The sequence below is a fragment of the Pseudomonas sp. I8001 genome (assembly GCF_013385345.1).
Taxonomy (GTDB): domain Bacteria; phylum Pseudomonadota; class Gammaproteobacteria; order Pseudomonadales; family Pseudomonadaceae; genus Aquipseudomonas.
The window spans coordinates 32,470-51,770 of record NZ_JACAQC010000054.1; the positions used below are offsets into that span (position 1 = coordinate 32,470).

Here is a 19,301-nt window from a genome sequence, read left to right on the forward strand (position 1 = left end):
CTATGACTTTTCCCCTGCAAGAACCTGGCGAAGACATCGCCGAGGCCATCGACCAAGGCTGGCTGCCGATCCGCGAAGTGGCGCGCCAGACCGGCGTCAACGCCGTGACCTTGCGCGCCTGGGAGCGCCGCTACGGCCTGATCGTGCCCCAGCGCACGCCCAAGGGGCACCGCCTGTTCAGTGCCGAGCACGTGCAACGCATCCATACCATCCTGACCTGGCTCAACCGCGGTGTGCCGGTCAGCCAGGTCAAGAGCCTGATCGACACCGCGCAAGCCACCAGCGAGCCGCCGGTGGAAAACGAATGGCACAACCGCCGCCAGCACCTGGTGCAGGCCATCAGCGAACTGGCCGAGCGCCGGGTGGATGATGCCTTCAACCAGGCCATGGCGCTGTACCCGCCGCGCACCTTGTGCGAGCAACTGTTATTGCCGTTACTCAAGGAGCTTGAGCTGCGCTGGCAAGGCCAGTTCGGCGCGCAAATGGAACGGGTATTTTTCTATTCCTGGCTGCGCAGCAAATTCGGTGCGCGGATGTATCACAACAACCGCCAGCTCAACGGCGCCCCCCTGCTGCTGATCAACCATTCCGACATGCCGCTGGAGCCGCACCTGTGGCTCACCGCCTGGCTCGCCAGCAGCGCCGATTGCCCGGTGGAAGTTTTCGACTGGCCATTGCCGGTGGGCGAACTGGCCCTGGCCGTCGAGCATCTGCAACCCCGTGCGGTACTGCTGTATTCGAGCAAGGCACTCCATACCTCGGTGCTGGGCAAACTGTTGAGCGGCTTCAGTTGCCCAAAACTGATAACCGGACCAACGGTATGCATCCACCAGGCGGAGCTGTCCGTATTAACCCAAGAGATTCCTGAATTGCTCCTGGCCGAAGACCCGTTGTCGGCCCATCAGGTACTGATCCAGCGTGGACTTATTTAAATGCACTTGATCTGGCTGCGCACCGACCTGCGCCTACATGACAACACCGCCCTCGCCGCCGCCGCACAGCGTGGCCCGACAGCGGCCGTCTACCTGATCAGCCCCGGGCAATGGCTGGCCCACGATGACGCGCCGTGCAAGGTCGATTTCTGGCTGCGCAACCTGCAGCGCTTGAGCTCAGCGCTGCGCGAGTTGAACATTCCGTTATTGATCCGCCATGCCGACACTTGGGATCAAGCACCTGAAGTCCTGGCAGGCCTGTGCCAGGAACTGTCGGTGGAGTCGGTGCACGTCAATGACGAATACGGCATCCACGAAGAGCGCCGCGACGCCGCCGTGGCCAAGGCCCTCGAAGCTCAAGGCATCACGTTCCACACCTATCTGGACCAGTTGTTTTTCCAGCCCGGCAGCGTGCTGACCAAGACCGGCACCTACTTCCAGGTATTCAGCCAGTTCCGCAAGGTCTGCTACAGCCGCCTGCATGGCGCCTTGCCGCGTTTGGTCGCCACTCCCAAGGCGCAGGCACCGCTCACACTCAAAAGCGACGAGGTTCCGGATCACGTCGAGGGCTTCGCTACCCCGAGCGAAGCCTTGCGCGCCCTGTGGCCTGCCGGCGAAGCCGAAGCCCGGCGCCGTCTCGACCAGTTCGCCGACGCACAAATCAGCTACTACAAGGACGAACGCGACTTCCCGGCCAAGCCCGGTACCAGCCAGCTTTCGGCCTACCTTGCAGCAGGCGTGGTCTCACCGCGCCAATGCCTGCATGCCGCGCTGCAAAGCAACCAGGGTGAATTCGAAAGCGGCGACATCGGCGCGATTACCTGGATCAACGAGCTGCTGTGGCGCGAGTTCTACAAACATATTCTGGTGGGCTACCCACGGGTCTCGCGCCACCGCGCATTCCGCCCGGAGACCGAAGCTGTGGCCTGGCGCAACAGCCCGGAAGACTTGAAAGCGTGGCAGGAAGCACGCACCGGCCTGCCGATCATCGACGCCGCCATGCGCCAGCTGCTGGAAACCGGCTGGATGCACAATCGCCTGCGCATGGTGGTGGCGATGTTCCTGACCAAAAACCTGCTGATCGACTGGCGCGAAGGCGAGCGCTTTTTCATGCGTCACCTGATCGACGGCGACCTGGCAGCCAACAACGGTGGCTGGCAGTGGAGCTCGTCCACCGGCACCGACTCGGCCCCGTACTTCCGGATTTTCAGCCCCTTGAGCCAATCGGAAAAATTCGACGGCGAAGGTGTGTTTATCAAGCACTGGCTGCCGCAACTGGCGGCGCTGAACAAAAAGGAAGTGCACAACCCCGACGCCGTGGGCGGCCTGTTTGGTGTGGCCGACTATCCTCGTCCTATCGTCGATTTGAAAAAATCCCGCGAGCGCGCCCTCGCCGCTTTCCGCAGCCTGCCTTCACGCCAGGCGGTCGGAGGTGCTTATGAGTGATTTCCTGCGCCGCTTCGCCCAGGTGTTCGCCAGTGTGGACAAGCACAACCTGCACCTGCTCGACGGCCTGTACAGCCAGGACATCAGTTTCACCGACCCACTGCACGAGGTGCACGGGCTGCCGGCGTTGCACCGCTACTTCGCCGAGCTGTACGACAACGTTACCCAGTTGCGCTTTGACTTCCATGGCTTTGATCAAGTGGCGGAAGGCGAAGGCTACCTGCGCTGGAAAATGAGCTTCTGCCACCCGCGCCTGGCCAAGGGCGAAGTGATTCGTGTGGAAGGCTGCTCGCACCTGCTGTGGCGCGACAAGGTGTATCGCCACCGGGATTATTTTGACGCTGGACAGTTGCTGTATGAACACGTGCCGGTCCTTGGCGGTGTGGTCAGCTGGCTGAAAAGGAGAATGGGATGAGCCTTAACCTTCCACGTCGTTACTGGTTGACCGGTGCCAGCAGCGGCATCGGTGCCGAACTGGCCAAGACGCTGCTCGAAAGCGGTGCCCATGTGGCCCTCAGTTCCCGCTCCAAGGCGCCCCTGGAACAGCTTGCCCAGCAATATCCCGGGCAAGTGCTGGTGGTGGCCGGCGACCTGACCAACAGCCAGACCGTACGCGAGATCGGTGAACACATCGCGGTGGCCTGGGGTTCGCTGGATACGGTGATCCTGAATGCCGGCACCTGCGAATACGTGGATGCCAGGCAATTCGACGCCTCGATCATCGAGCACGTGGTGCGCACCAACCTGCTGGCCAGCAGTTACTGCATCGAGGCCGCGCTGCCACTGTTGCGTGCCGGTCATACACCGCACCTGGTCGGTGTGGCCAGTGCCGTGACCTACCTGCCGATGCCCAGGGCGGAAGCCTATGGTGCGTCGAAGGCCGGCCTGCGTTACCTGTTCGAGTCCCTGCGTATCGACCTGTCGCCTGAAGGGATCGACGTCACCGTGGTCAGCCCGGGGTTTGTCGACACGCCGCTGACCGCCCGCAATGACTTCCCGATGCCCTTGAGCTGGCCGGCGGACAAGGCCGCGCGACATATCTTCGCCAAGCTGCAAAACCGCCCATTGGAAATTGCCTTCCCTGCCCTGTTTATTGCCGCCTTGTGGCCACTGTCGAAACTGCCGAACCGCGTCCAGTTGATCATTGGCAAACGCATGCTGCGCAGCCCGCCGCCGAGAAAGGACGACCTGTGAAGATCGCCATTATCGGCAGCGGCATTGCCGGGCTGACCAGCGCCTACCTGCTCAGTCGCCGCCACGACATCACCCTGTTCGAAGCGGGCGACCGCATCGGCGGGCACACTCACACGGTGAATGTCACGGTGGAAGGCAAAAGCCATGCGGTGGACACCGGCTTTATCGTGTTCAACGACTGGACCTATCCCAACTTCATCAAGCTGCTGGGGCAAATTGGCGTGACGTACAAACCCACCGAGATGAGCTTTTCGGTGTGCGACCCGAACGCCGGGTTCGAGTACAACGGCAACAACCTCAACAGCCTGTTTGCCCAGCGCCGGAATATTCTGTCGCCGGGGTTCTGGGGCATGTTGCGCGATATCCTGCGCTTCAACCGCCACGCGCCCCTGGACCTGCAAGAGCAACGCATCAGCGCCGAGATGACCCTGGGCGAGTACCTGCAAGCGGGCGGCTACGGCCAGCGATTTATCCAGCACTACATCGTGCCGATGGGCGCGGCGATCTGGTCGATGTCCCTGGCTGACATGCTCGGGTTTCCCCTGCAATTCTTCGTGCGGTTCTTCAAGAACCATGGCTTGTTGTCGGTGAGCAACCGGCCGCAGTGGTGCGTGATCGAAGGCGGTTCCAGCCGCTATATCGAACCGCTGACCCAGTCCTTCCGCGAAAATATCCGCCTCAATTGCCCGGTCACCCGGGTTGAGCGTTCAGCCATCGGCGCAGTTATCCACAGCGCCGCCGGCAGCGAGGCATTCGACAAGGTGGTGTTCGCCTGCCACAGCGACCAGGCCCTGGCCTTGCTGGGGGATGCGAGCCTGGCCGAGCAACAGATCCTTGGCGCCCTGCCCTACGCCGACAATGACGTCGTCCTGCACACCGATACCCGTCTGCTGCCCGACCGCAAACTGGCCTGGGCCAGCTGGAATTACCGCCTGGATGGCCGCGCGCAAAAACAGGCGGCGGTGACCTACGACATGAACATCCTGCAAGGCATCGACAGCACCACCACCTTTTGCGTGAGCCTCAACCAAACGGCGCTGATCAACCCGCTCAAAGTCCTCGCCCGCTACACCTACGCCCACCCGCAATACAGCCTGGCCGCTGTGGCCGCCCAAGCGCGCTGGGAAGAACTGCACGGCGCGCAGCACACCTATTATTGCGGCGCCTACTGGGCCAACGGTTTCCACGAAGACGGCGTGGTCAGCGCATTGCGCGTGGCCAAGGCGTTCGGGGAAATCCTGTGAACAGCGCCCTGTACAGCGGCTGGATCGCCCATCGGCGGTTTACGCCAAAGGGCCATGCCTTTCGGTACCGGATCGGCCTGCTGTACCTGGACCTCAGCGAACAGGACGAAGTGTTCGGCTTGTCGCCATTGGCGGGCGAGCGCTGGGCGCCGTTCGCGTTTCGCCAGCAGGATTACCTGCGTGAATTGACCCGTCACGGCATGAGCTTGACCGATGCCGTACGCCAAGAAGTCGGCAAGGCCCTGGGGCGCATCCCCTCGGGCGTTATCTGCCTGCTGACCCAGGCCCGCAGTTGGGGCCTGGCCTTTAACCCGGTGAGTTTCTTCTACTGCTTCGAGGCCGACGGAACGCTGGCCGCGATCCTTTGTGAAGTGACCAACACCCCGTGGCGCGAGCGCTATCACTACGTGCTGCCGGCCCAGGCGCTGCCTGCCGGTGAGCATCAGCACTTCGCCGTGGCCAAGGCGTTTCATGTGTCGCCGTTCTTGCCCCGGGACCTGGAATACCGCATGAGCTTCAGCCCGCCCGCCGCCAGGCTCGGCGTGCACATGGCCGACTGGCAGGGCGAACTGAAAGTCTTTGACGCCACCTTAAGCCTGCAACGCGAAGCCCTGAACCGCGCCAGCCTGCACCGCTACCTGTGGCGCTTCCCGTGGATGACCGCCAAGACCTGCCTGGCCATTTATTGGCAGGCCTTGCGCCTCTTGCTTAAACGCACGCCGATTTTTTCCCATCACGCCGCCGAAGGCGCTTCTCGCACCGCAGTCGGTTACACCAAGGATCGCCGCCATGAAATCCCCTAGCTTATCGGTCAAATCCAACCGCTTGAACGTCAACGGCATGACCGCCGCGCTGCTGCGCAAAGCCGTGCTGCGCCAGCTCGGCCAACTGCGCCACGGCCAGTTGGTGGTGATCGAGGACGGCGAACGGCAAGTCTTCGGCGCACGGGAAGCGCACCTGCTGGGGGAGATCCAGATCCTCGATTCAGCCGTGTGGGGGCTGGTGGCGGCCAACGGCTCCATCGGCGCCGGCGAGGCATTTATCCATGGTTACTGGAGCAGCCCGGACCTGACCGCCGTGGTACGGGTGATGGTCAGCAACCTCGACGTGCTGGATGCGCTGGAAGGTGGGCTGGCCAAACTGGCGCGGCCCTTCACCCAGGGCCTGCACTGGCTCAACCGCAATACGCGCAAGGGCTCGCAGAAAAACATTGCCGCCCACTACGACCTGGGCAACGACCTGTTCGAGGAATTCCTCGACCCGACCATGATGTATTCGGCCGCGCAGTTCCTCACCGCCGATGACACACTGGAACAGGCACAACTGAACAAACTGGAACGCATCTGCCAGAAGCTCGCGCTGAAACCGTCCGACCACCTGCTGGAAATCGGCACCGGCTGGGGCAGCATGGCGATTTATGCCGCGCAGCAGTACGGCTGCAAGGTCACCACTACGACCCTGTCCAAAGAGCAGTTTGCCTACACTGAAAAACGCATCGAGGCCCTGGGTTTGCAGAATCAGGTGACGTTGCTGCTGGAGGACTACCGCGACCTGACCGGGCAGTACGACAAGCTGGTGTCGATCGAGATGATCGAAGCCGTGGGCCACCGCTTCCTGCCGACCTATTTCAAACAGTGCGCGCAGTTGCTCAAGAGCAACGGCCTGATGTTGCTGCAAGCGATCACCATTCGCGAGCAGCGCTACGAACAAGCCAAGAGCAGCGTGGATTTTATCCAGCGCTATATCTTCCCCGGCGGCGCCCTGCCCTGTGTACAGAAGATGCTGGAGGTCGTCAGCCGCGACACTGACATGAACCTGCTGCACATGGAGGACTTCGGCCTGCACTACGCGCGAACCCTGCGCCTGTGGCATGAGAACTTTCGTCGCGCCCACAGCCGCCTGACGGAAATGGGCTACGACGAATACTTCCTGCGGCTGTGGGAGTTTTACCTGTGCTACTGCGAAGGCGGCTTTATGGAGCGCACCATCGGCACCGCGCAGATGCTGCTGGCCAAGCCGGCGGCGCTGACCCAGCCACTGCTCGGGCGCTTTGATGCTTAAACCACTGGCAAATGCCGTGCTGTTCCAGTGCGGCTGGTTTGCCTGTGTGCTGGGCGGCGACAGTCTGTGGCTGTTGGTGGGGTTGGCGGTGCTGGTAATCCACCTGCTGTGGATAAGTTCGTGGTCAGCGGAAGGCCAGGTGATTGTTGCCGTCACCTTGTTGGGCACCGTGATCGACACCGTGCTACGTGCATTCGGCGTGTTTCATTTCAGCCTGCCCGGGCCGTTGGCGCCATTGTGGCTGATCCTGTTGTGGGCATTGCTGGCGACTACGCTGCGCCATTGCCTGGCCTGGAGCGCGCAGCCCTGGTGGCGTGCGAGCTTGTTGGGGGCGGTGGGCGGGCCGTTGTCCTATTACGCGGGCAGCCAACTGGCGGGGGTGAGTTTCGGCTATGGCACCGTGCCGACCGTCATCGGCCTGGCGTTACTCTGGGGGATGATTTTTCCGTTGTTGCATTGGGTCGCCAGGCAGTTGGCACATTGACGTCCGTCAGGCCTTTCACACACCTATGAGCCGCTTGCCTTACACTGCGCGCCTATGACCAACATCCCCCATACCCAAATCGCCGAACCTGCCGTCACCTGCTCCACCTGCGCCGCGTGCTGCTGCCAGCTGGAAGTCATGCTGATCACCGACACCGGCGTGCCCGATCGCTTTATCGATACCGACGATTGGGGCGGCGAAGTCATGCTGCGCCTGGATGACGGCTGGTGCGCGGCGCTGGACCGCGACACGATGATGTGCACGATTTACGAGAAGCGGCCGCTGATCTGCCGGGAATTCGAGATGGGCGCGCCGGAGTGCATCGATGAGCGCCAGGGGATTGCGACGGTGTATCGCTGATTTCGGAACCAATGAGTAGCAAATGTGGGAGCGGGCTTGCTCGCGAAAGCGGTGTGTCAGTCAACTGATTCGTGGCTGATATACCGCTTTCGCGAGCAAGCCCGCTCCCACAATGGTTTTGCAGTGTGCTTAAAAAACTACAACGGCAGCGTGTAGTGCAGCGAATAACTCTCTACACCATCGTTATTGCTGCTGATCCCGGCATTGGAGTAATGGGTGGCCCGAATCCCCACTTCACTGCCACCGACAAAGCGCAAGCCAAAGCCCAGCCGGTCTTCAAACTGGAAAGCCTGGCCGATATTGTTGTCTTCTACCCGCGTGCGGGAGAACACGGCCACACCCACGCCGGCCTCGATGTACGGCTTCACCCTCTCCCCGGCAAACTCATACACAAACACGGGTGAGAACGACAGGCTGCTGACGCTGGCCCGCTTGTCACCGTCCCAGTAGGTGTAGGCGCCGCTCCAGTACCCGGTCACGCGCCCCGTATCGGTCTGCCACCAGCTTTTATCCCAGTCCGAGGTCAGCCCCAACCGATAGGTCATGGTCGAATCGCTCGTACTTCCCACCCCAAGTTCCAGGCCTGCCGCCTGTGCGGAAAAAGAGTGCCCCAACATTGCGGCCGCAATCGCAGCCAAACAGAACAAGCGCTTCATAGAGAAACATCCCTTCCGAACGAAGTTGTATGATTTTGTACCGGCTAACTTGCTATAGAAGCTGCCGTATAGCCAGAAGTTCAGCGGATAAAGGCGTTATTTCACGTTTTTTTCACACGCCAAAACTACGCACAACTCCGGGAGATTTCCATAGGGTCGGTAGGATATTTCTTAGATGCTGCGGATCGCCGCTGGTCCAGAACTGTACAGGCGGCGGATTGCCAGTGGCCAGCAGTTCGCGATCACTCAAAAGACGCTGCAATTGACGCGCTACTGCCGCCCCGGTGTCGATCAAAATGATCGTCGGCGGGAGCATCTCGGCGAGCAGGGGCTTGAGGAACGGGTAGTGGGTGCAGCCGAGGATGATGGTGTCGCAACCGGCCGCAATCAGCGGCTCCACGTAGCCTTGCAACAGCAGGCGCAGGGCCGGGCTGTCCAGGTCGCCGGTTTCGATCAGCTCCACCAGGCCCGGGCAGGGTTGGGTGATCACCCGCACATCGGTGGCGAAGCGGTCGAGCAAGGCGGCGAACTTGGCGCTTTGCAGGGTGCCGGTGGTCGCCAGCACGCCGACGACGCCACTGCGGGTCGCGGCAGCCGCGGGTTTGACTGCCGGTTCCATGCCCACCAATGGCCAGTCGGGATAGTCCTGGCGCAAATCGGCAACCGCCGCAACGGTCGCCGTGTTGCAGGCAATCACAAACGCTTTGGCGCCCTTCTCACGGAAGAACGCCGCCACCTGTCGCGAACGATCGAGGATGAACGCCGGGGTTTTCTCGCCGTAGGGGATATTCCCGCCATCCGCCACGTACAGCAGCGACTCATGGGGCAGCAGGCGCTGGATTTCGTCCAGCACCGACAGGCCGCCGACACCGGAGTCGAACACACCAATCGGCGCATCCTTAACCATGTTGGCTACCGCAGACGCTGCAGCCGGGATCGCGCTTGACCCGCAACTCGCGAAAACGCGTGGTCAGGGCGTCGATCAACAACAGCCGCCCCACCAGCGGCTCGCCGAAACCGGCCAGCAATTTCAAGGCTTCCAGGGCTTGCAGGCTGCCGACCAAACCCACCAGCGGGCCGATGACACCGGCTTCGCTGCAGGTCAGTTCGGCGTCGCTGCCGTGCCCGTATAAACAGTGGTAGCAGGGGCTTTCGGCGCGACGAGGGTCGAACACCGACAGCTGGCCTTCGAGGCGAATCGCCGCACCGCTCACCAAAGGCTTGCCGGCAGCGACACACGCAGCGTTGACCGCTTCGCGGGTGGAGAAGTTGTCGCTGCAATCCAGTACCACATCGACCACCGCCACGGCGGCCGCGAGGGAATCCTCATCCAGCGCGCTGCGATGGGCAACCAGCTGTATGTCAGGATTGATCGCGCTCAGGCGGCGAATCGCCGAGTCGACCTTGCTCAGGCCGACGCTGTCGGTGTCGTGAATGATCTGGCGTTGCAGGTTGGTCAGGTCGACAGTGTCGAAATCCGCCAAATGCAGCTCACCCACCCCCGCCGCCGCCAGGTACAGCGCCACCGGCGAACCGAGGCCACCCAGGCCGACGATCAGCGCGCGGCTGTTTTTCAGGCGCAACTGACCTTCGATGTCGACATGCTGCAACAGAATCTGCCGGCTATAGCGCAACAGCTCCTGGTCGTTCATCACGGGCGGCGTCCCAACGTAATGCGTTCGTGGCCGCCCAGGTCGATGCGGCTGTGGACTTCTTCAAAGCCTTCCCCCAGCAGCAGGTCGCGCACGGCGGGCGCCTGGTCGTAACCGTGTTCCAGCAGCAACCAACCCGCGGCGTCGAGGTGCGCAGGCGCCTGGGCGATGATCAGCCGCAGGTCGTCCAGGCCGTCATGCCCGGATACCAGCGCGCTGGCCGGTTCAAAGCGCACGTCACCGGCCACCAGGTGCGGGTCGGTGTCGGCTATATAAGGTGGGTTGCTGATGATCAGGTTGTAAGTGTGGCCTTCGAGGGCACTGAACCAATGGCTGTTCAGCACCGTGGCGTTGTTCAGGTGCAGGCGCTGGCGGTTGCGTTCGGCCAGGGCCACGGCTTCCAGCACGCGGTCGACCGCCGTGACTTGCCAGGCCGGGCGTTCGCTGGCCAGGGCCAGGGCAATCGCGCCGCTGCCGGTGCCCAGGTCCAGGACCTTGGCCGGTGTGGCAGGCAGCAATTCCAGGGCGGCTTCCACCAGCATCTCGGTTTCCGGACGCGGGATCAGCGTGTGCGGTGCCACTTCCAGGTCGAGCTTCCAGAAGCCTTGCTGGCCGAGGATGTAGGCCACGGGCTCGCCGGCACGACGGCGTTGCAGGTAGTCGGCAAAGGTCAGCGCGTGTTCACTGCTGACGATTTTTTCCGGCCAGGTGTGCAGGTAGCTGCGGGACTTGCCCAAGGCAGCGGCCAGCAACAATTCCACGTCCAGGCGCGCAGTCGGCGAGTCCGGCAGGTCGGCGGCGCGTAACAAACTGGCAATAATGGTCATTTATTCACCTATCGCCGCAAGCTGGTCGGCCTGGTATTCGGCCAACAACGGCTCGATTACCGCATCGACGCCACCGGCGAGGATTTCGTCCAGGGAGTACAGCGTCAGGTTGACGCGGTGGTCGGTGACCCGGCCCTGGGCAAAGTTGTAGGTACGAATGCGCTCGGAACGGTCGCCCGAGCCCACCAGCAACTTACGTTCGCTGGCAATCGCATTGGCGGCGGCGCTGGTCTGCTGGTCATTCAGCTTGGCCGACAGCCAGGACATGGCCCGCGCACGGTTCTTGTGCTGGGAACGTTCTTCCTGGCACTCCACCACGATGCCCGAAGGCAAGTGAGTGATACGGATCGCCGAGTCAGTCTTGTTGACGTGCTGGCCACCGGCGCCCGATGAGCGGTAGGTGTCGACCCGCAGGTCTGCGGGGTTGATCTCGATGGCTTCCTGCTCGTCGGGCTCGGGCAACACGGCCACGGTGCACGCCGAGGTGTGGATACGGCCCTGGGATTCCGTGGCCGGCACCCGCTGCACGCGGTGCACGCCGGATTCGAACTTCAGTTTGCCGTAGACATTCTCGCCCTCAACCCGGGCGATGACTTCTTTATAGCCGCCGTGTTCGCCTTCGTTCTCGGACAAAATCTCCACACGCCAGCCGCGACGCTCGGCATAGCGCGAATACATGCGGAACAGGTCGCCGGAGAAAATCGCCGCTTCGTCACCGCCGGTGCCGGCGCGGATTTCAAGGAATACGTTGCGCCCGTCGTTCGGATCCTTGGGCAACAGCATGCGTTGCAGGTCGCCTTCCAGTTCGATCAGCTTGTCCTTGGCCTCTCGCACTTCTTCAACGGCCATTTCGCGCATGTCCGGGTCGCTGTCCTTGAGCAGCGCCTGGGCGCCTTCGAGGTCAGCCTGAACCTTGAGCAACTGTTTATAGGTGCCCACGATCGGCTCAACTTCCGCGTACTCCTTGGAATAGGTGCGGAACTTGGTCTGATCGGAGATGACCTCGCCATCGCCGAGCAAGGCGGTCAGTTCTTCGAAACGGTCCTGAAGGACGTCCAGTTTATTGAGCAGTGACGCTTTCATTGCGGTTTTTTATCCGAAGAGCTTTCTGTCGCGCCCTCACCGAGGGCAAAGAGTTCCTGGGCCATGGCCAGCGCATCGAGGCGGCCTTCGGCGGTAAGCTTTTTCAACTGGACACTGGGAGCATGCAGCAATTTGTTGGTCAGGCCGCGCGCCAACTGCATCAGCACGTCTTCGGCGCTGCTGCCGTTGGCGAGCATACGCTGGGCCTTGATCAATTCCTCGTCCCGCAGGCGTTCGCCTTGCTGACGGTAGGCCTTGAGCACGTCCACTGCCGCCAGTTCACGCAGGCGCACCATGAAATCGTCGGCACCGGTGCTGACCATTTCCTCGGCAGCCTGGGCAGCGCCCTGGCGACTCTTCAGGTTTTCGGCGACCACTTCGTGCAGGTCGTCGACGCTGTAGAGGTAAACATCGTCCAACTCGCCGACTTCAGGCTCGATATCCCGGGGAACGGCGATATCCACCATGAAGATCGGCTTGTGCTTGCGCAGTTTCAGGGCGCTTTCCACCGCGCCCTTGCCGAGGATCGGCAACTGGCTGGCAGTAGAGCTGATGACGATGTCGCTGCGCACCAGCTCGGCCGGGATGTCGGAAAGCAACACCGCGTGGGCACCGAACTGCTCGGCCAGGATGCTGGCGCGTTCCAGGGTACGGTTGGCGACGACGATGCGCTTTACGCCCAGCTCGTGCAGGTGGCGGGCGACCAGGGTGATGGTCTCGCCGGCGCCGATCAGCAGGGCCTGGCTGCGCTGCAAGTCACTGAAAATCTGTTTGGCCAGGCTGACGGCGGCAAACGCCACGGACACCGGGTTTTCACCGATGGCGGTGTCGGTGCGCACCTGCTTGGCGGAGTTGAAGGTGGCCTGGAACAGGCGCCCCAGCAGCGGGCCGATGGTGCCGGCCTCGCGGGCCACGGCGTAGGCGGACTTCATCTGGCCGAGAATCTGCGGTTCGCCCAACACCAGCGAATCCAGCCCGGAGGCGACGCGCATCATGTGACGAACTGCCGCATCCTCTTCGTGCACATATGAGCTTTGGCGCAGCTCATCGAGGCTCAAATGGTGGTAATCGGCCAGCCAGCGCAGCACCACATCCGCTGAAAGATGTTCCTGCTCTATATAGAGCTCGCTGCGATTACAGGTCGAAAGGATCGCAGCTTCGCGACTGTCGGTGAGCCGGCAGAGCTGCTGCAAGGCCTCAACCAACTGCTCGGGAGTAAAAGCCACGCGCTCGCGGACGTCTACAGAAGCAGTCTTGTGGTTAATACCGAGTGCAAGGAAGGCCATTCAATATCGCTGATGATGTCGGGAAGCCGACAATTGTCCTACTTCGAATGATTCAGAACAACCACCGTAGGCTATTGTCCTAGTAGCTTACGCCTATAAAGGCCATCTGTAGGAGCGAGCTTGCTCGCGATGGTCGTTAACGATAACGCTGGCTTACGGGATAAAACGCGTTGTCCTCTGGTTCTTCGCGAGCAAGCTCGCTCCTACACGGTTATGTTTGGCCGAAGGCTTGTGTCATGATGATCCGACCGCAGGTTAGTCGTCCTCTTCCTATATGAATAGATCTTCCGCGTTGCTCCTTGCTTTTGTCTTTCTCAGCGGCTGCCAGGCCATGGCACCCGTGTCGCCGGACGGTACGCCGCCGGTAGAAGACAGCACCCCCGCCCCTGAAAAGCCCAAGGTTTATTCCTCGTTCAGTGAAGAGACGATCTTCAGCCTGCTGAGCGCGGAGCTGGCCGGCCAGCGCAATCGTTTCGACATTGCCCTGGATAACTACGTGACCCAGGCCATCAATACTCAGGATCCGGGGATTTCGGAGCGGGCGTTTCGCATCGCCGAGTACCTGGGCGCCGATCAGGCGGCCCTGGACTCCTCGCTGATCTGGGCGAAAAACGCCCCGGACGATCTCGAGGCGCAACGGGCAGCGGCCATTCAACTGGCCCGCGCCGGGCGCTATGACGACTCCATGGTGTATATGGAGAAGGTCCTGCAGGGCAAGGGCGACACGCATTTCGACTTCCTCGCGCTGTCGGCCGCCGACACCGATCAGGACACCCGCAACGGCCTGATGAAGAGTTTCGACCGCCTGCTGCAAAAACACCCGAACAACAGCCAGCTGATTTTCGGCAAGGCGCTGTTGTTGCAACAGGATGATGAGCCCGAGGCTGCGCTGAAGCTGCTGGAGCAACACCCGCCGGAAGAGGGCGAGATCGCGCCGATCCTGCTGCGTGCCCGCCTGCTGCAAAACCTCAACCGCGGCAAGGAAGCGATTCCGCTGCTGGAAAAAAGCATCAAGAAGTACCCGGGCGACAAGCGCCTGCTGCTGACCTATGCCCGCATGCTGGTCGAACAGGACCGCATGGAAGACGCCAAGGTGCAGTTCGCCAACCTCGTGCAGCAATACCCGGACGATGACGAATTGCGCTACTCCCTGGCGCTGGTGTGCCTGGAAGCCAAGGCCTGGGATGAGGCCAAGGGTTACCTGGAAGACCTGATCGCCCGCGAGAGCCACGTGGATTCGGCGCACCTGAACCTGGGCCGTATCGCTGAAGAGCGTAACGACCCGCAGGCTGCATTGCTTGAATACGCCCAGGTCGGCGCCGGCAATGACTACCTGCCGGCGCAACTGCGCCAGGCCGATATCCTGATGAACAACGGCCGCACCGACGAGGCGGAAAAACGCCTGGCTGCCGCAAGGGATGCCGAACCGGACTACGCGATCCAGCTGTACCTGATCCAGGCCGAGACCTTGTCGGCCAACAAGCAGGGCGATCGCGCCTGGAAAATCCTCCAGCAAGCCTTGCTGCAATATCCGGACGACTTGAACCTGCTGTACACCCGCGCCATGCAGGCGGAAAAACGCAATGACCTGGCGCAGATGGAAAAAGACCTGCGCCTGATCATCAAGCGCGATCCGGACAATGCCATGGCACTGAACGCCCTGGGTTACACCTTGTCCGACCGTACAACGCGTTACGCCGAAGCCAAGGAGCTGATTGAAAAGGCTCACCAGCTCAACCCGGAAGACCCGGCCGTACTCGACAGCCTCGGCTGGGTGAATTACCGCCTGGGCAACCTGGACGAAGCCGAACGCTTGCTGCGCCAGGCGCTGGAGCGCTTCCCCGACCAGGAAGTCGCCGCACACCTGGGCGAAGTGCTCTGGGCCAATGGCAAGCAGCGTGAAGCGCGACAAATCTGGGAGAAGTTCCTCAAGGAACAGCCCGAAAGCCCAATCCTGCGCAGCACCATCAAGCGCCTGACCGGATCCGAGACCCTTTAATTTTATGTTTTTGCGCCACGTTATCGTTTTCAGCTTTATTGCCCTGCTTGCCGGCTGTTCCGGTCTTGGCACCCGTGAATCTGTCGAAGGCCCGGGCAACCCGGCGCAGTGGCAGCAGCACAAGGATCAACTGAGCAGCCTTGATGGCTGGCAGATCGAGGGCAAGGTGGGCATTCGCGCCCCGAAAGATTCGGGCAGCGGCACCTTGTTCTGGCTGCAACGCCAGGACTATTACGACATTCGCCTGTCTGGCCCGCTGGGCCGCGGTGCGGCTCGCCTGACCGGCCGGCCGGGGCAAGTCAGCCTGGAAGTGGCCAATCAGGGCCGCTATGAAGCGCCAACGCCGGAAGCCCTGCTGGAAGAACAGATGGGCTGGAAACTCCCCGTATCGCACTTGGTGTGGTGGGTACGCGGTCTTCCTGCGCCAGACAGCAAGAGCCGCCTGAGCCTCAATGGCGACAGCCGCCTGGCTTCGCTGGAACAGGATGGCTGGCAGGTCGAATACCTGAGCTATGTGCAACAGAACGGTTACTGGCTGCCCGAGCGCATCAAGCTGCATGGCACCGACCTTGACGTCACGCTGGTGATCAAGGACTGGCAACCGCGCAAGCTGGGGCAGTGAGATGAACGAGCAACGCCTGACCCTGCCCTCCCCGGCCAAACTGAATTTGATGCTGCACATTCTCGGTCGCCGTGAAGACGGCTATCACGAGTTGCAGACGATTTTTCAATTTCTCGACTACGGCGATGAGCTGACCTTCGCCGTTCGCGATGACGGCGTGATCCAGTTGCACACCGAATTCGACGGCGTGCCTCACGACAGCAACCTGATTGTGAAGGCCGCGAAAAAACTCCAGGAACAATCCGGTTGCCCATTGGGCATCGACATCTGGATCGAAAAAATCCTGCCCATGGGCGGCGGCATCGGTGGCGGCAGCTCAAATGCCGCAACGACATTGCTCGGCCTGAATCACTTGTGGCAACTGGGTTGGGACCACGATCGCCTGGCGGCGCTGGGCCTGACACTGGGCGCGGACGTCCCGGTTTTCGTGCGTGGGCACGCCGCTTTTGCCGAAGGCGTGGGGGAGAAACTCACCCCTGTAGACCCCGAAGAGCCGTGGTATGTCGTGCTTGTTCCGCAAGTATCTGTAAGTACAGCAGAAATTTTTTCAGATCCACTGTTGACACGTAACTCTCCTCCCATTAAAGTGCGCCCCGTTCCCAAGGGAAACAGTCGAAATGACTGCTTACCGGTTGTAGCAAGGCGTTATCCAGATGTACGTAACGCTTTGAATTTGTTAGGTAATTTTACCGAAGCAAAATTAACCGGAACTGGAAGTTGTGTGTTTGGGGGCTTCCCAAGCAAAGCTGAAGCTGATAAAGTCTCGGCCCTTCTTACAGAGACCCTTACAGGGTTTGTAGCAAAGGGAAGCAACGTTTCGATGTTGCATCGCAAGCTGCAAAGTCTGCTCTAAAGGAACCGAGTACTGGGTACTCGTTGCAACAGATACAGGGGCGTCGCCAAGCGGTAAGGCAGCAGGTTTTGATCCTGCCATGCGTTGGTTCGAATCCAGCCGCCCCTGCCATTTTCTATACTCATCCAGGTTACCCTCAGCCTCTAGGTACTGCGCGTGTCCAAGATGATGGTCTTTACGGGGAATGCTAACCCCGATCTGGCTCGGCGTGTTGTACGTCAGCTGCATATCCCTCTCGGTGACATCTCTGTCGGTAAATTCTCCGACGGCGAAATTACAGCCGAGATCAATGAAAACGTCCGCGGTAAAGATGTCTTCATTATTCAGCCGACTTGCGCTCCGACCAACGATAACCTGATGGAACTCGTCGTGATGGCTGATGCCTTCCGCCGCTCCTCAGCGACTCGAATCACAGCTGTAATCCCTTACTTTGGTTATGCCCGTCAGGATCGCCGTCCGCGTTCCGCACGTGTGGCTATCAGCGCGAAAGTCGTTGCTGACATGCTGACCGTGGTAGGTATCGACCGTGTTCTCACGGTTGACCTGCACGCTGACCAAATCCAGGGGTTCTTCGATATTCCGGTAGATAACATCTACGGCTCCCCCGTCCTGGTGGATGACATCGAAGACCAGCGCTTTGAAAACCTGATGATCGTGTCCCCGGACATTGGTGGCGTCGTGCGTGCACGGGCTGTTGCCAAATCCCTGGGCGTGGATCTCGGGATCATCGACAAACGCCGCGAGAAAGCCAATCACTCTGAAGTGATGCATATCATCGGTGATGTCGAAGGGCGTACCTGTATTCTGGTTGATGACATGGTCGACACCGCCGGCACCCTGTGCCACGCGGCGAAAGCCTTGAAAGAGCACGGTGCAGCAAAAGTCTTCGCCTACTGCACACACCCTGTGCTGTCGGGCCGAGCGATCGAGAACATCGAGAACTCAATGCTGGACGAACTGGTGGTGACTAACACCATCCCGTTGTCCGCTGCCGCTCAAGCCTGTTCGCGTATCCGTCAACTGGATATCGCACCGGTAGTTGCCGAAGCGGTTCGCCGCATCAGCAACGAAGAATCGATCAGCGCGATGTTCCGTTAAGGGTCAAACCTTAGCAGCATCAACCTGACGAAAAGCGCCCCGCCCCAGCATTCTGTTGGGGCGGGGCTTTTTTGCCCATATCGCCTTTAGCGCTGGTCGCAAACGCTAGGGCGAATGTGGTTATTTTGGAGATACAACATGAACGATTTTACTTTGAATGCTGAACTGCGTTCCGACCTGGGGAAAGGTGCGAGCCGCCGCCTGCGTCGTCTCGCAAGCCTGGTTCCAGCTGTAGTTTACGGTGGCGAAAAAGCCCCTGAATCCATCAGCATGCTGGCTAAAGAAATCGCCAAACTGCTCGAAAACGACGCGGCTTACAGCCACATCATCGAGCTGAACGTTGGCGGCACCAAGCAGAACGTCATCATCAAGGCACTGCAACGTCACCCAGCTAAAGGCCACGTGCTGCACGCTGACTTCGTACGCGTAGTAGCTGGTCAGAAACTGACCGCTATCGTGCCTGTGCACTTCGTTGGTGAAGAAGCTCCGGTCAAGAAAGGCGGCGAAGTTTCGCACGTTATCGCCGAGATCGAAGTGACCTGCCTGCCGAAAGACCTGCCTGAGTTCATCGAAGTCGACCTGTCGGCTCTGGAAATCGGCGCAATCGTTCACCTGTCCGACCTCAAGGCTCCTAAAGGCGTTGAGTTCGTTGCACTGGCTCACGGTGACGACAAAGCTGTTGCAAACGTACACGCTCCACGCGTTGCACCAGAAGCTGAAGAAGGCGCTGCAGAGTAATTCACTCTGTAATGCCGGAGCTTGAGGAAACATCGCGGACCGGAACGTAGCGAGAAAGCGGGCGAGAATGCGAAGTTGGCCTCTAACGGTTAATGAGTTTTTGTCGTCCACTTTCGCCGCACCAACGGCGATGTTATCCACAACTCCAAAGGAAGGGCCCCTGTCGTGACTGCCATTAAACTGATCGTTGGCCTGGGAAATCCAGGCGCCGAATACGAACAGACCCGGCATAACGCGGGGGCCCTTTTTGTTGAGCGTATCGCCCACGCCCAAGGCGTCAATCTTGTGGCCGATCGCAAATATTTTGGCCTGACCGGACGCTTTTCGCATCAGGGTCAGGATGTTCGTCTGTTGATTCCCACCACCTACATGAACCGCAGCGGCCAGGCTGTCGCGGCGCTTGCGGGCTTCTTCCGGATCAAACCCGAAGAAATCCTGGTGGCCCATGACGAACTAGACCTGCCACCCGGCGTTGCCAAGCTCAAGCAAGGCGGCGGCCATGGCGGGCATAATGGCCTGCGCGACATCATCGCGCAGTTGGGCAATCAGAATACGTTCTACCGCTTGCGGCTTGGCATTGGCCACCCGGGCGTTGCCAGTATGGTTTCAAATTTCGTCCTGGGTCGTGCGCCACGCGCCGAACAGGAAAAACTCGATGCCAGCATCGATTTTGCCCTCGGCGTGCTGCCGGATATCTTCGCCGGTGAATGGAACCGTGCGATGAAAAACCTGCACAGCCAGAAGGCCTGACTCTTTACCCGAGGGG

21 protein-coding genes and 1 tRNA gene are annotated in these 19,301 nt (G+C 60.7%); 16 read left to right on the top strand and 6 right to left on the bottom strand.

Translation table 11 applies throughout. The features are described 5' to 3' along the window. The first annotated feature begins 2 nt into the window (after positions 1-2). Genes HX839_RS27515 through HX839_RS27555 form a run of 9 tightly spaced genes read left to right on the top strand, consistent with a single transcriptional unit; the run spans position 3 to position 7,721 of the window. A complete protein-coding gene (locus tag HX839_RS27515; protein ID WP_177068005.1) occupies positions 3-932 on the top strand; it encodes a MerR family transcriptional regulator in 930 nt (309 codons plus the stop codon). Beyond that, positions 933-2,378: a deoxyribodipyrimidine photo-lyase gene (gene phrB, locus HX839_RS27520; RefSeq protein WP_177068006.1), complete on the top strand. Its 1,446-nt coding sequence runs from the start codon at positions 933-935 to the stop codon at positions 2,376-2,378. After that, positions 2,371-2,793 carry a nuclear transport factor 2 family protein gene (locus tag HX839_RS27525; protein ID WP_003208426.1) on the top strand — a complete coding sequence of 141 codons (423 nt, stop codon included), beginning with the start codon at positions 2,371-2,373 and terminating at the stop codon, positions 2,791-2,793. Before phrB ends, HX839_RS27525 begins: the two co-directional genes overlap by 8 nt. Next, entirely contained in the window at positions 2,790-3,572 is a 783-nt protein-coding gene (locus HX839_RS27530; RefSeq protein ID WP_008432280.1) for an SDR family oxidoreductase, read from the top strand. Before HX839_RS27525 ends, HX839_RS27530 begins: the two co-directional genes overlap by 4 nt. Continuing rightward, positions 3,569-4,816, top strand: coding sequence for an FAD-dependent oxidoreductase (locus HX839_RS27535; protein WP_177068007.1), 1,248 nt, complete (start codon positions 3,569-3,571; stop codon positions 4,814-4,816). The genes HX839_RS27530 and HX839_RS27535 overlap by 4 nt, the downstream gene beginning before the upstream one ends. After that, entirely contained in the window at positions 4,813-5,619 is an 807-nt protein-coding gene (locus HX839_RS27540; RefSeq protein ID WP_087693766.1) for a DUF1365 domain-containing protein, read from the top strand. Before HX839_RS27535 ends, HX839_RS27540 begins: the two co-directional genes overlap by 4 nt. Continuing rightward, a complete protein-coding gene (locus HX839_RS27545) occupies positions 5,606-6,877 on the top strand; it encodes a cyclopropane-fatty-acyl-phospholipid synthase family protein (protein ID WP_087693767.1) in 1,272 nt (423 codons plus the stop codon). The genes HX839_RS27540 and HX839_RS27545 overlap by 14 nt, the downstream gene beginning before the upstream one ends. Continuing rightward, on the top strand, positions 6,870-7,361 hold the full coding sequence (locus HX839_RS27550; protein ID WP_102604721.1) for a DUF2878 domain-containing protein: 492 nt from the start codon (positions 6,870-6,872) through the stop codon (positions 7,359-7,361). Before HX839_RS27545 ends, HX839_RS27550 begins: the two co-directional genes overlap by 8 nt. A gap of 54 nt (positions 7,362-7,415) precedes the next feature. Continuing rightward, entirely contained in the window at positions 7,416-7,721 is a 306-nt protein-coding gene (locus HX839_RS27555; protein WP_003208416.1) for a YkgJ family cysteine cluster protein, read from the top strand. Between the two features lie 137 nt (positions 7,722-7,858). Here the strand turns inward: HX839_RS27555 and HX839_RS27560 are convergent, their stop codons facing one another. The 6 genes from HX839_RS27560 to hemA form a co-directional block, all read right to left on the bottom strand. Continuing rightward, positions 7,859-8,377: an acyloxyacyl hydrolase gene (locus HX839_RS27560; RefSeq protein WP_003208415.1), complete on the bottom strand. Its 519-nt coding sequence runs from the start codon at positions 8,375-8,377 to the stop codon at positions 7,859-7,861. Between the two features lie 112 nt (positions 8,378-8,489). Continuing rightward, positions 8,490-9,284: a glutamate racemase gene (gene murI / locus HX839_RS27565; protein ID WP_003208413.1), complete on the bottom strand. Its 795-nt coding sequence runs from the start codon at positions 9,282-9,284 to the stop codon at positions 8,490-8,492. Then, positions 9,277-10,032, bottom strand: coding sequence for a molybdopterin-synthase adenylyltransferase MoeB (locus HX839_RS27570; RefSeq protein WP_177068008.1), 756 nt, complete (start codon positions 10,030-10,032; stop codon positions 9,277-9,279). Before HX839_RS27570 ends, murI begins: the two co-directional genes overlap by 8 nt. Then, entirely contained in the window at positions 10,029-10,856 is an 828-nt protein-coding gene (prmC, locus tag HX839_RS27575; RefSeq protein WP_003208408.1) for a peptide chain release factor N(5)-glutamine methyltransferase, read from the bottom strand. Before prmC ends, HX839_RS27570 begins: the two co-directional genes overlap by 4 nt. After that, positions 10,857-11,939 (bottom strand): peptide chain release factor 1, encoded by a 1,083-nt coding sequence (prfA, locus tag HX839_RS27580; protein ID WP_003208405.1) that lies wholly within the window; start codon positions 11,937-11,939, stop codon positions 10,857-10,859. After that, positions 11,936-13,225, bottom strand: a complete 1,290-nt coding sequence (hemA, locus tag HX839_RS27585; protein ID WP_008432265.1) for a glutamyl-tRNA reductase — start codon at positions 13,223-13,225, stop codon at positions 11,936-11,938. Before hemA ends, prfA begins: the two co-directional genes overlap by 4 nt. A gap of 274 nt (positions 13,226-13,499) precedes the next feature. On the opposite strand from hemA, the gene HX839_RS27590 reads away from it, so the two are divergent. The 7 genes from HX839_RS27590 to pth all read left to right on the top strand — a co-directional run bounded on the left by HX839_RS27590 (position 13,500) and on the right by pth (position 19,285). Then, positions 13,500-15,224 (top strand): tetratricopeptide repeat protein, encoded by a 1,725-nt coding sequence (locus tag HX839_RS27590; protein WP_008432263.1) that lies wholly within the window; start codon positions 13,500-13,502, stop codon positions 15,222-15,224. Between the two features lie 4 nt (positions 15,225-15,228). Then, positions 15,229-15,846 carry a lipoprotein insertase outer membrane protein LolB gene (gene lolB, locus HX839_RS27595; RefSeq protein WP_008432261.1) on the top strand — a complete coding sequence of 206 codons (618 nt, stop codon included), beginning with the start codon at positions 15,229-15,231 and terminating at the stop codon, positions 15,844-15,846. A 1-nt stretch (position 15,847) separates the two neighbouring features. Continuing rightward, positions 15,848-16,699 carry a 4-(cytidine 5'-diphospho)-2-C-methyl-D-erythritol kinase gene (gene ispE / locus HX839_RS27600; protein ID WP_003208395.1) on the top strand — a complete coding sequence of 284 codons (852 nt, stop codon included), beginning with the start codon at positions 15,848-15,850 and terminating at the stop codon, positions 16,697-16,699. A 36-nt stretch (positions 16,700-16,735) separates the two neighbouring features. Beyond that, positions 16,736-16,810, top strand: a tRNA-Gln gene (locus HX839_RS27605). A gap of 45 nt (positions 16,811-16,855) precedes the next feature. Next, positions 16,856-17,797, top strand: coding sequence for a ribose-phosphate pyrophosphokinase (locus tag HX839_RS27610; protein ID WP_003208392.1), 942 nt, complete (start codon positions 16,856-16,858; stop codon positions 17,795-17,797). A 138-nt stretch (positions 17,798-17,935) separates the two neighbouring features. Further along, a complete protein-coding gene (locus HX839_RS27615; RefSeq protein WP_003208391.1) occupies positions 17,936-18,535 on the top strand; it encodes a 50S ribosomal protein L25/general stress protein Ctc in 600 nt (199 codons plus the stop codon). 165 nt (positions 18,536-18,700) lie between these two features. Beyond that, positions 18,701-19,285, top strand: a complete 585-nt coding sequence (gene pth, locus HX839_RS27620; protein WP_003208389.1) for an aminoacyl-tRNA hydrolase — start codon at positions 18,701-18,703, stop codon at positions 19,283-19,285. Positions 19,286-19,301 lie beyond the last annotated feature (16 nt).

What these genes read in the sequence shown, in the direction of transcription:
- HX839_RS27590 (WP_008432263.1), top strand. Translation starts at nt 13,500, where the DNA reads ATGAATAGATCTTCCGCGTTGCTCCTTGCTTTTGTCTTTCTCAGCGGC.
- HX839_RS27615 (WP_003208391.1), top strand. Translation starts at nt 17,936, where the DNA reads ATGAACGATTTTACTTTGAATGCTGAACTGCGTTCCGACCTGGGGAAA.
- prmC (WP_003208408.1), bottom strand. Translation starts at nt 10,856, where the DNA reads ATGACCATTATTGCCAGTTTGTTACGCGCCGCCGACCTGCCGGACTCG.
- lolB (WP_008432261.1), top strand. Translation starts at nt 15,229, where the DNA reads ATGTTTTTGCGCCACGTTATCGTTTTCAGCTTTATTGCCCTGCTTGCC.
- ispE (WP_003208395.1), top strand. Translation starts at nt 15,848, where the DNA reads ATGAACGAGCAACGCCTGACCCTGCCCTCCCCGGCCAAACTGAATTTG.
- HX839_RS27525 (WP_003208426.1), top strand. Translation starts at nt 2,371, where the DNA reads ATGAGTGATTTCCTGCGCCGCTTCGCCCAGGTGTTCGCCAGTGTGGAC.
- murI (WP_003208413.1), bottom strand. Translation starts at nt 9,284, where the DNA reads ATGGTTAAGGATGCGCCGATTGGTGTGTTCGACTCCGGTGTCGGCGGC.
- HX839_RS27515 (WP_177068005.1), top strand. Translation starts at nt 3, where the DNA reads ATGACTTTTCCCCTGCAAGAACCTGGCGAAGACATCGCCGAGGCCATC.
- HX839_RS27530 (WP_008432280.1), top strand. Translation starts at nt 2,790, where the DNA reads ATGAGCCTTAACCTTCCACGTCGTTACTGGTTGACCGGTGCCAGCAGC.
- prfA (WP_003208405.1), bottom strand. Translation starts at nt 11,939, where the DNA reads ATGAAAGCGTCACTGCTCAATAAACTGGACGTCCTTCAGGACCGTTTC.
- phrB (WP_177068006.1), top strand. Translation starts at nt 933, where the DNA reads ATGCACTTGATCTGGCTGCGCACCGACCTGCGCCTACATGACAACACC.
- HX839_RS27555 (WP_003208416.1), top strand. Translation starts at nt 7,416, where the DNA reads ATGACCAACATCCCCCATACCCAAATCGCCGAACCTGCCGTCACCTGC.
- HX839_RS27545 (WP_087693767.1), top strand. Translation starts at nt 5,606, where the DNA reads ATGAAATCCCCTAGCTTATCGGTCAAATCCAACCGCTTGAACGTCAAC.
- HX839_RS27550 (WP_102604721.1), top strand. Translation starts at nt 6,870, where the DNA reads ATGCTTAAACCACTGGCAAATGCCGTGCTGTTCCAGTGCGGCTGGTTT.
- HX839_RS27560 (WP_003208415.1), bottom strand. Translation starts at nt 8,377, where the DNA reads ATGAAGCGCTTGTTCTGTTTGGCTGCGATTGCGGCCGCAATGTTGGGG.
- hemA (WP_008432265.1), bottom strand. Translation starts at nt 13,225, where the DNA reads ATGGCCTTCCTTGCACTCGGTATTAACCACAAGACTGCTTCTGTAGAC.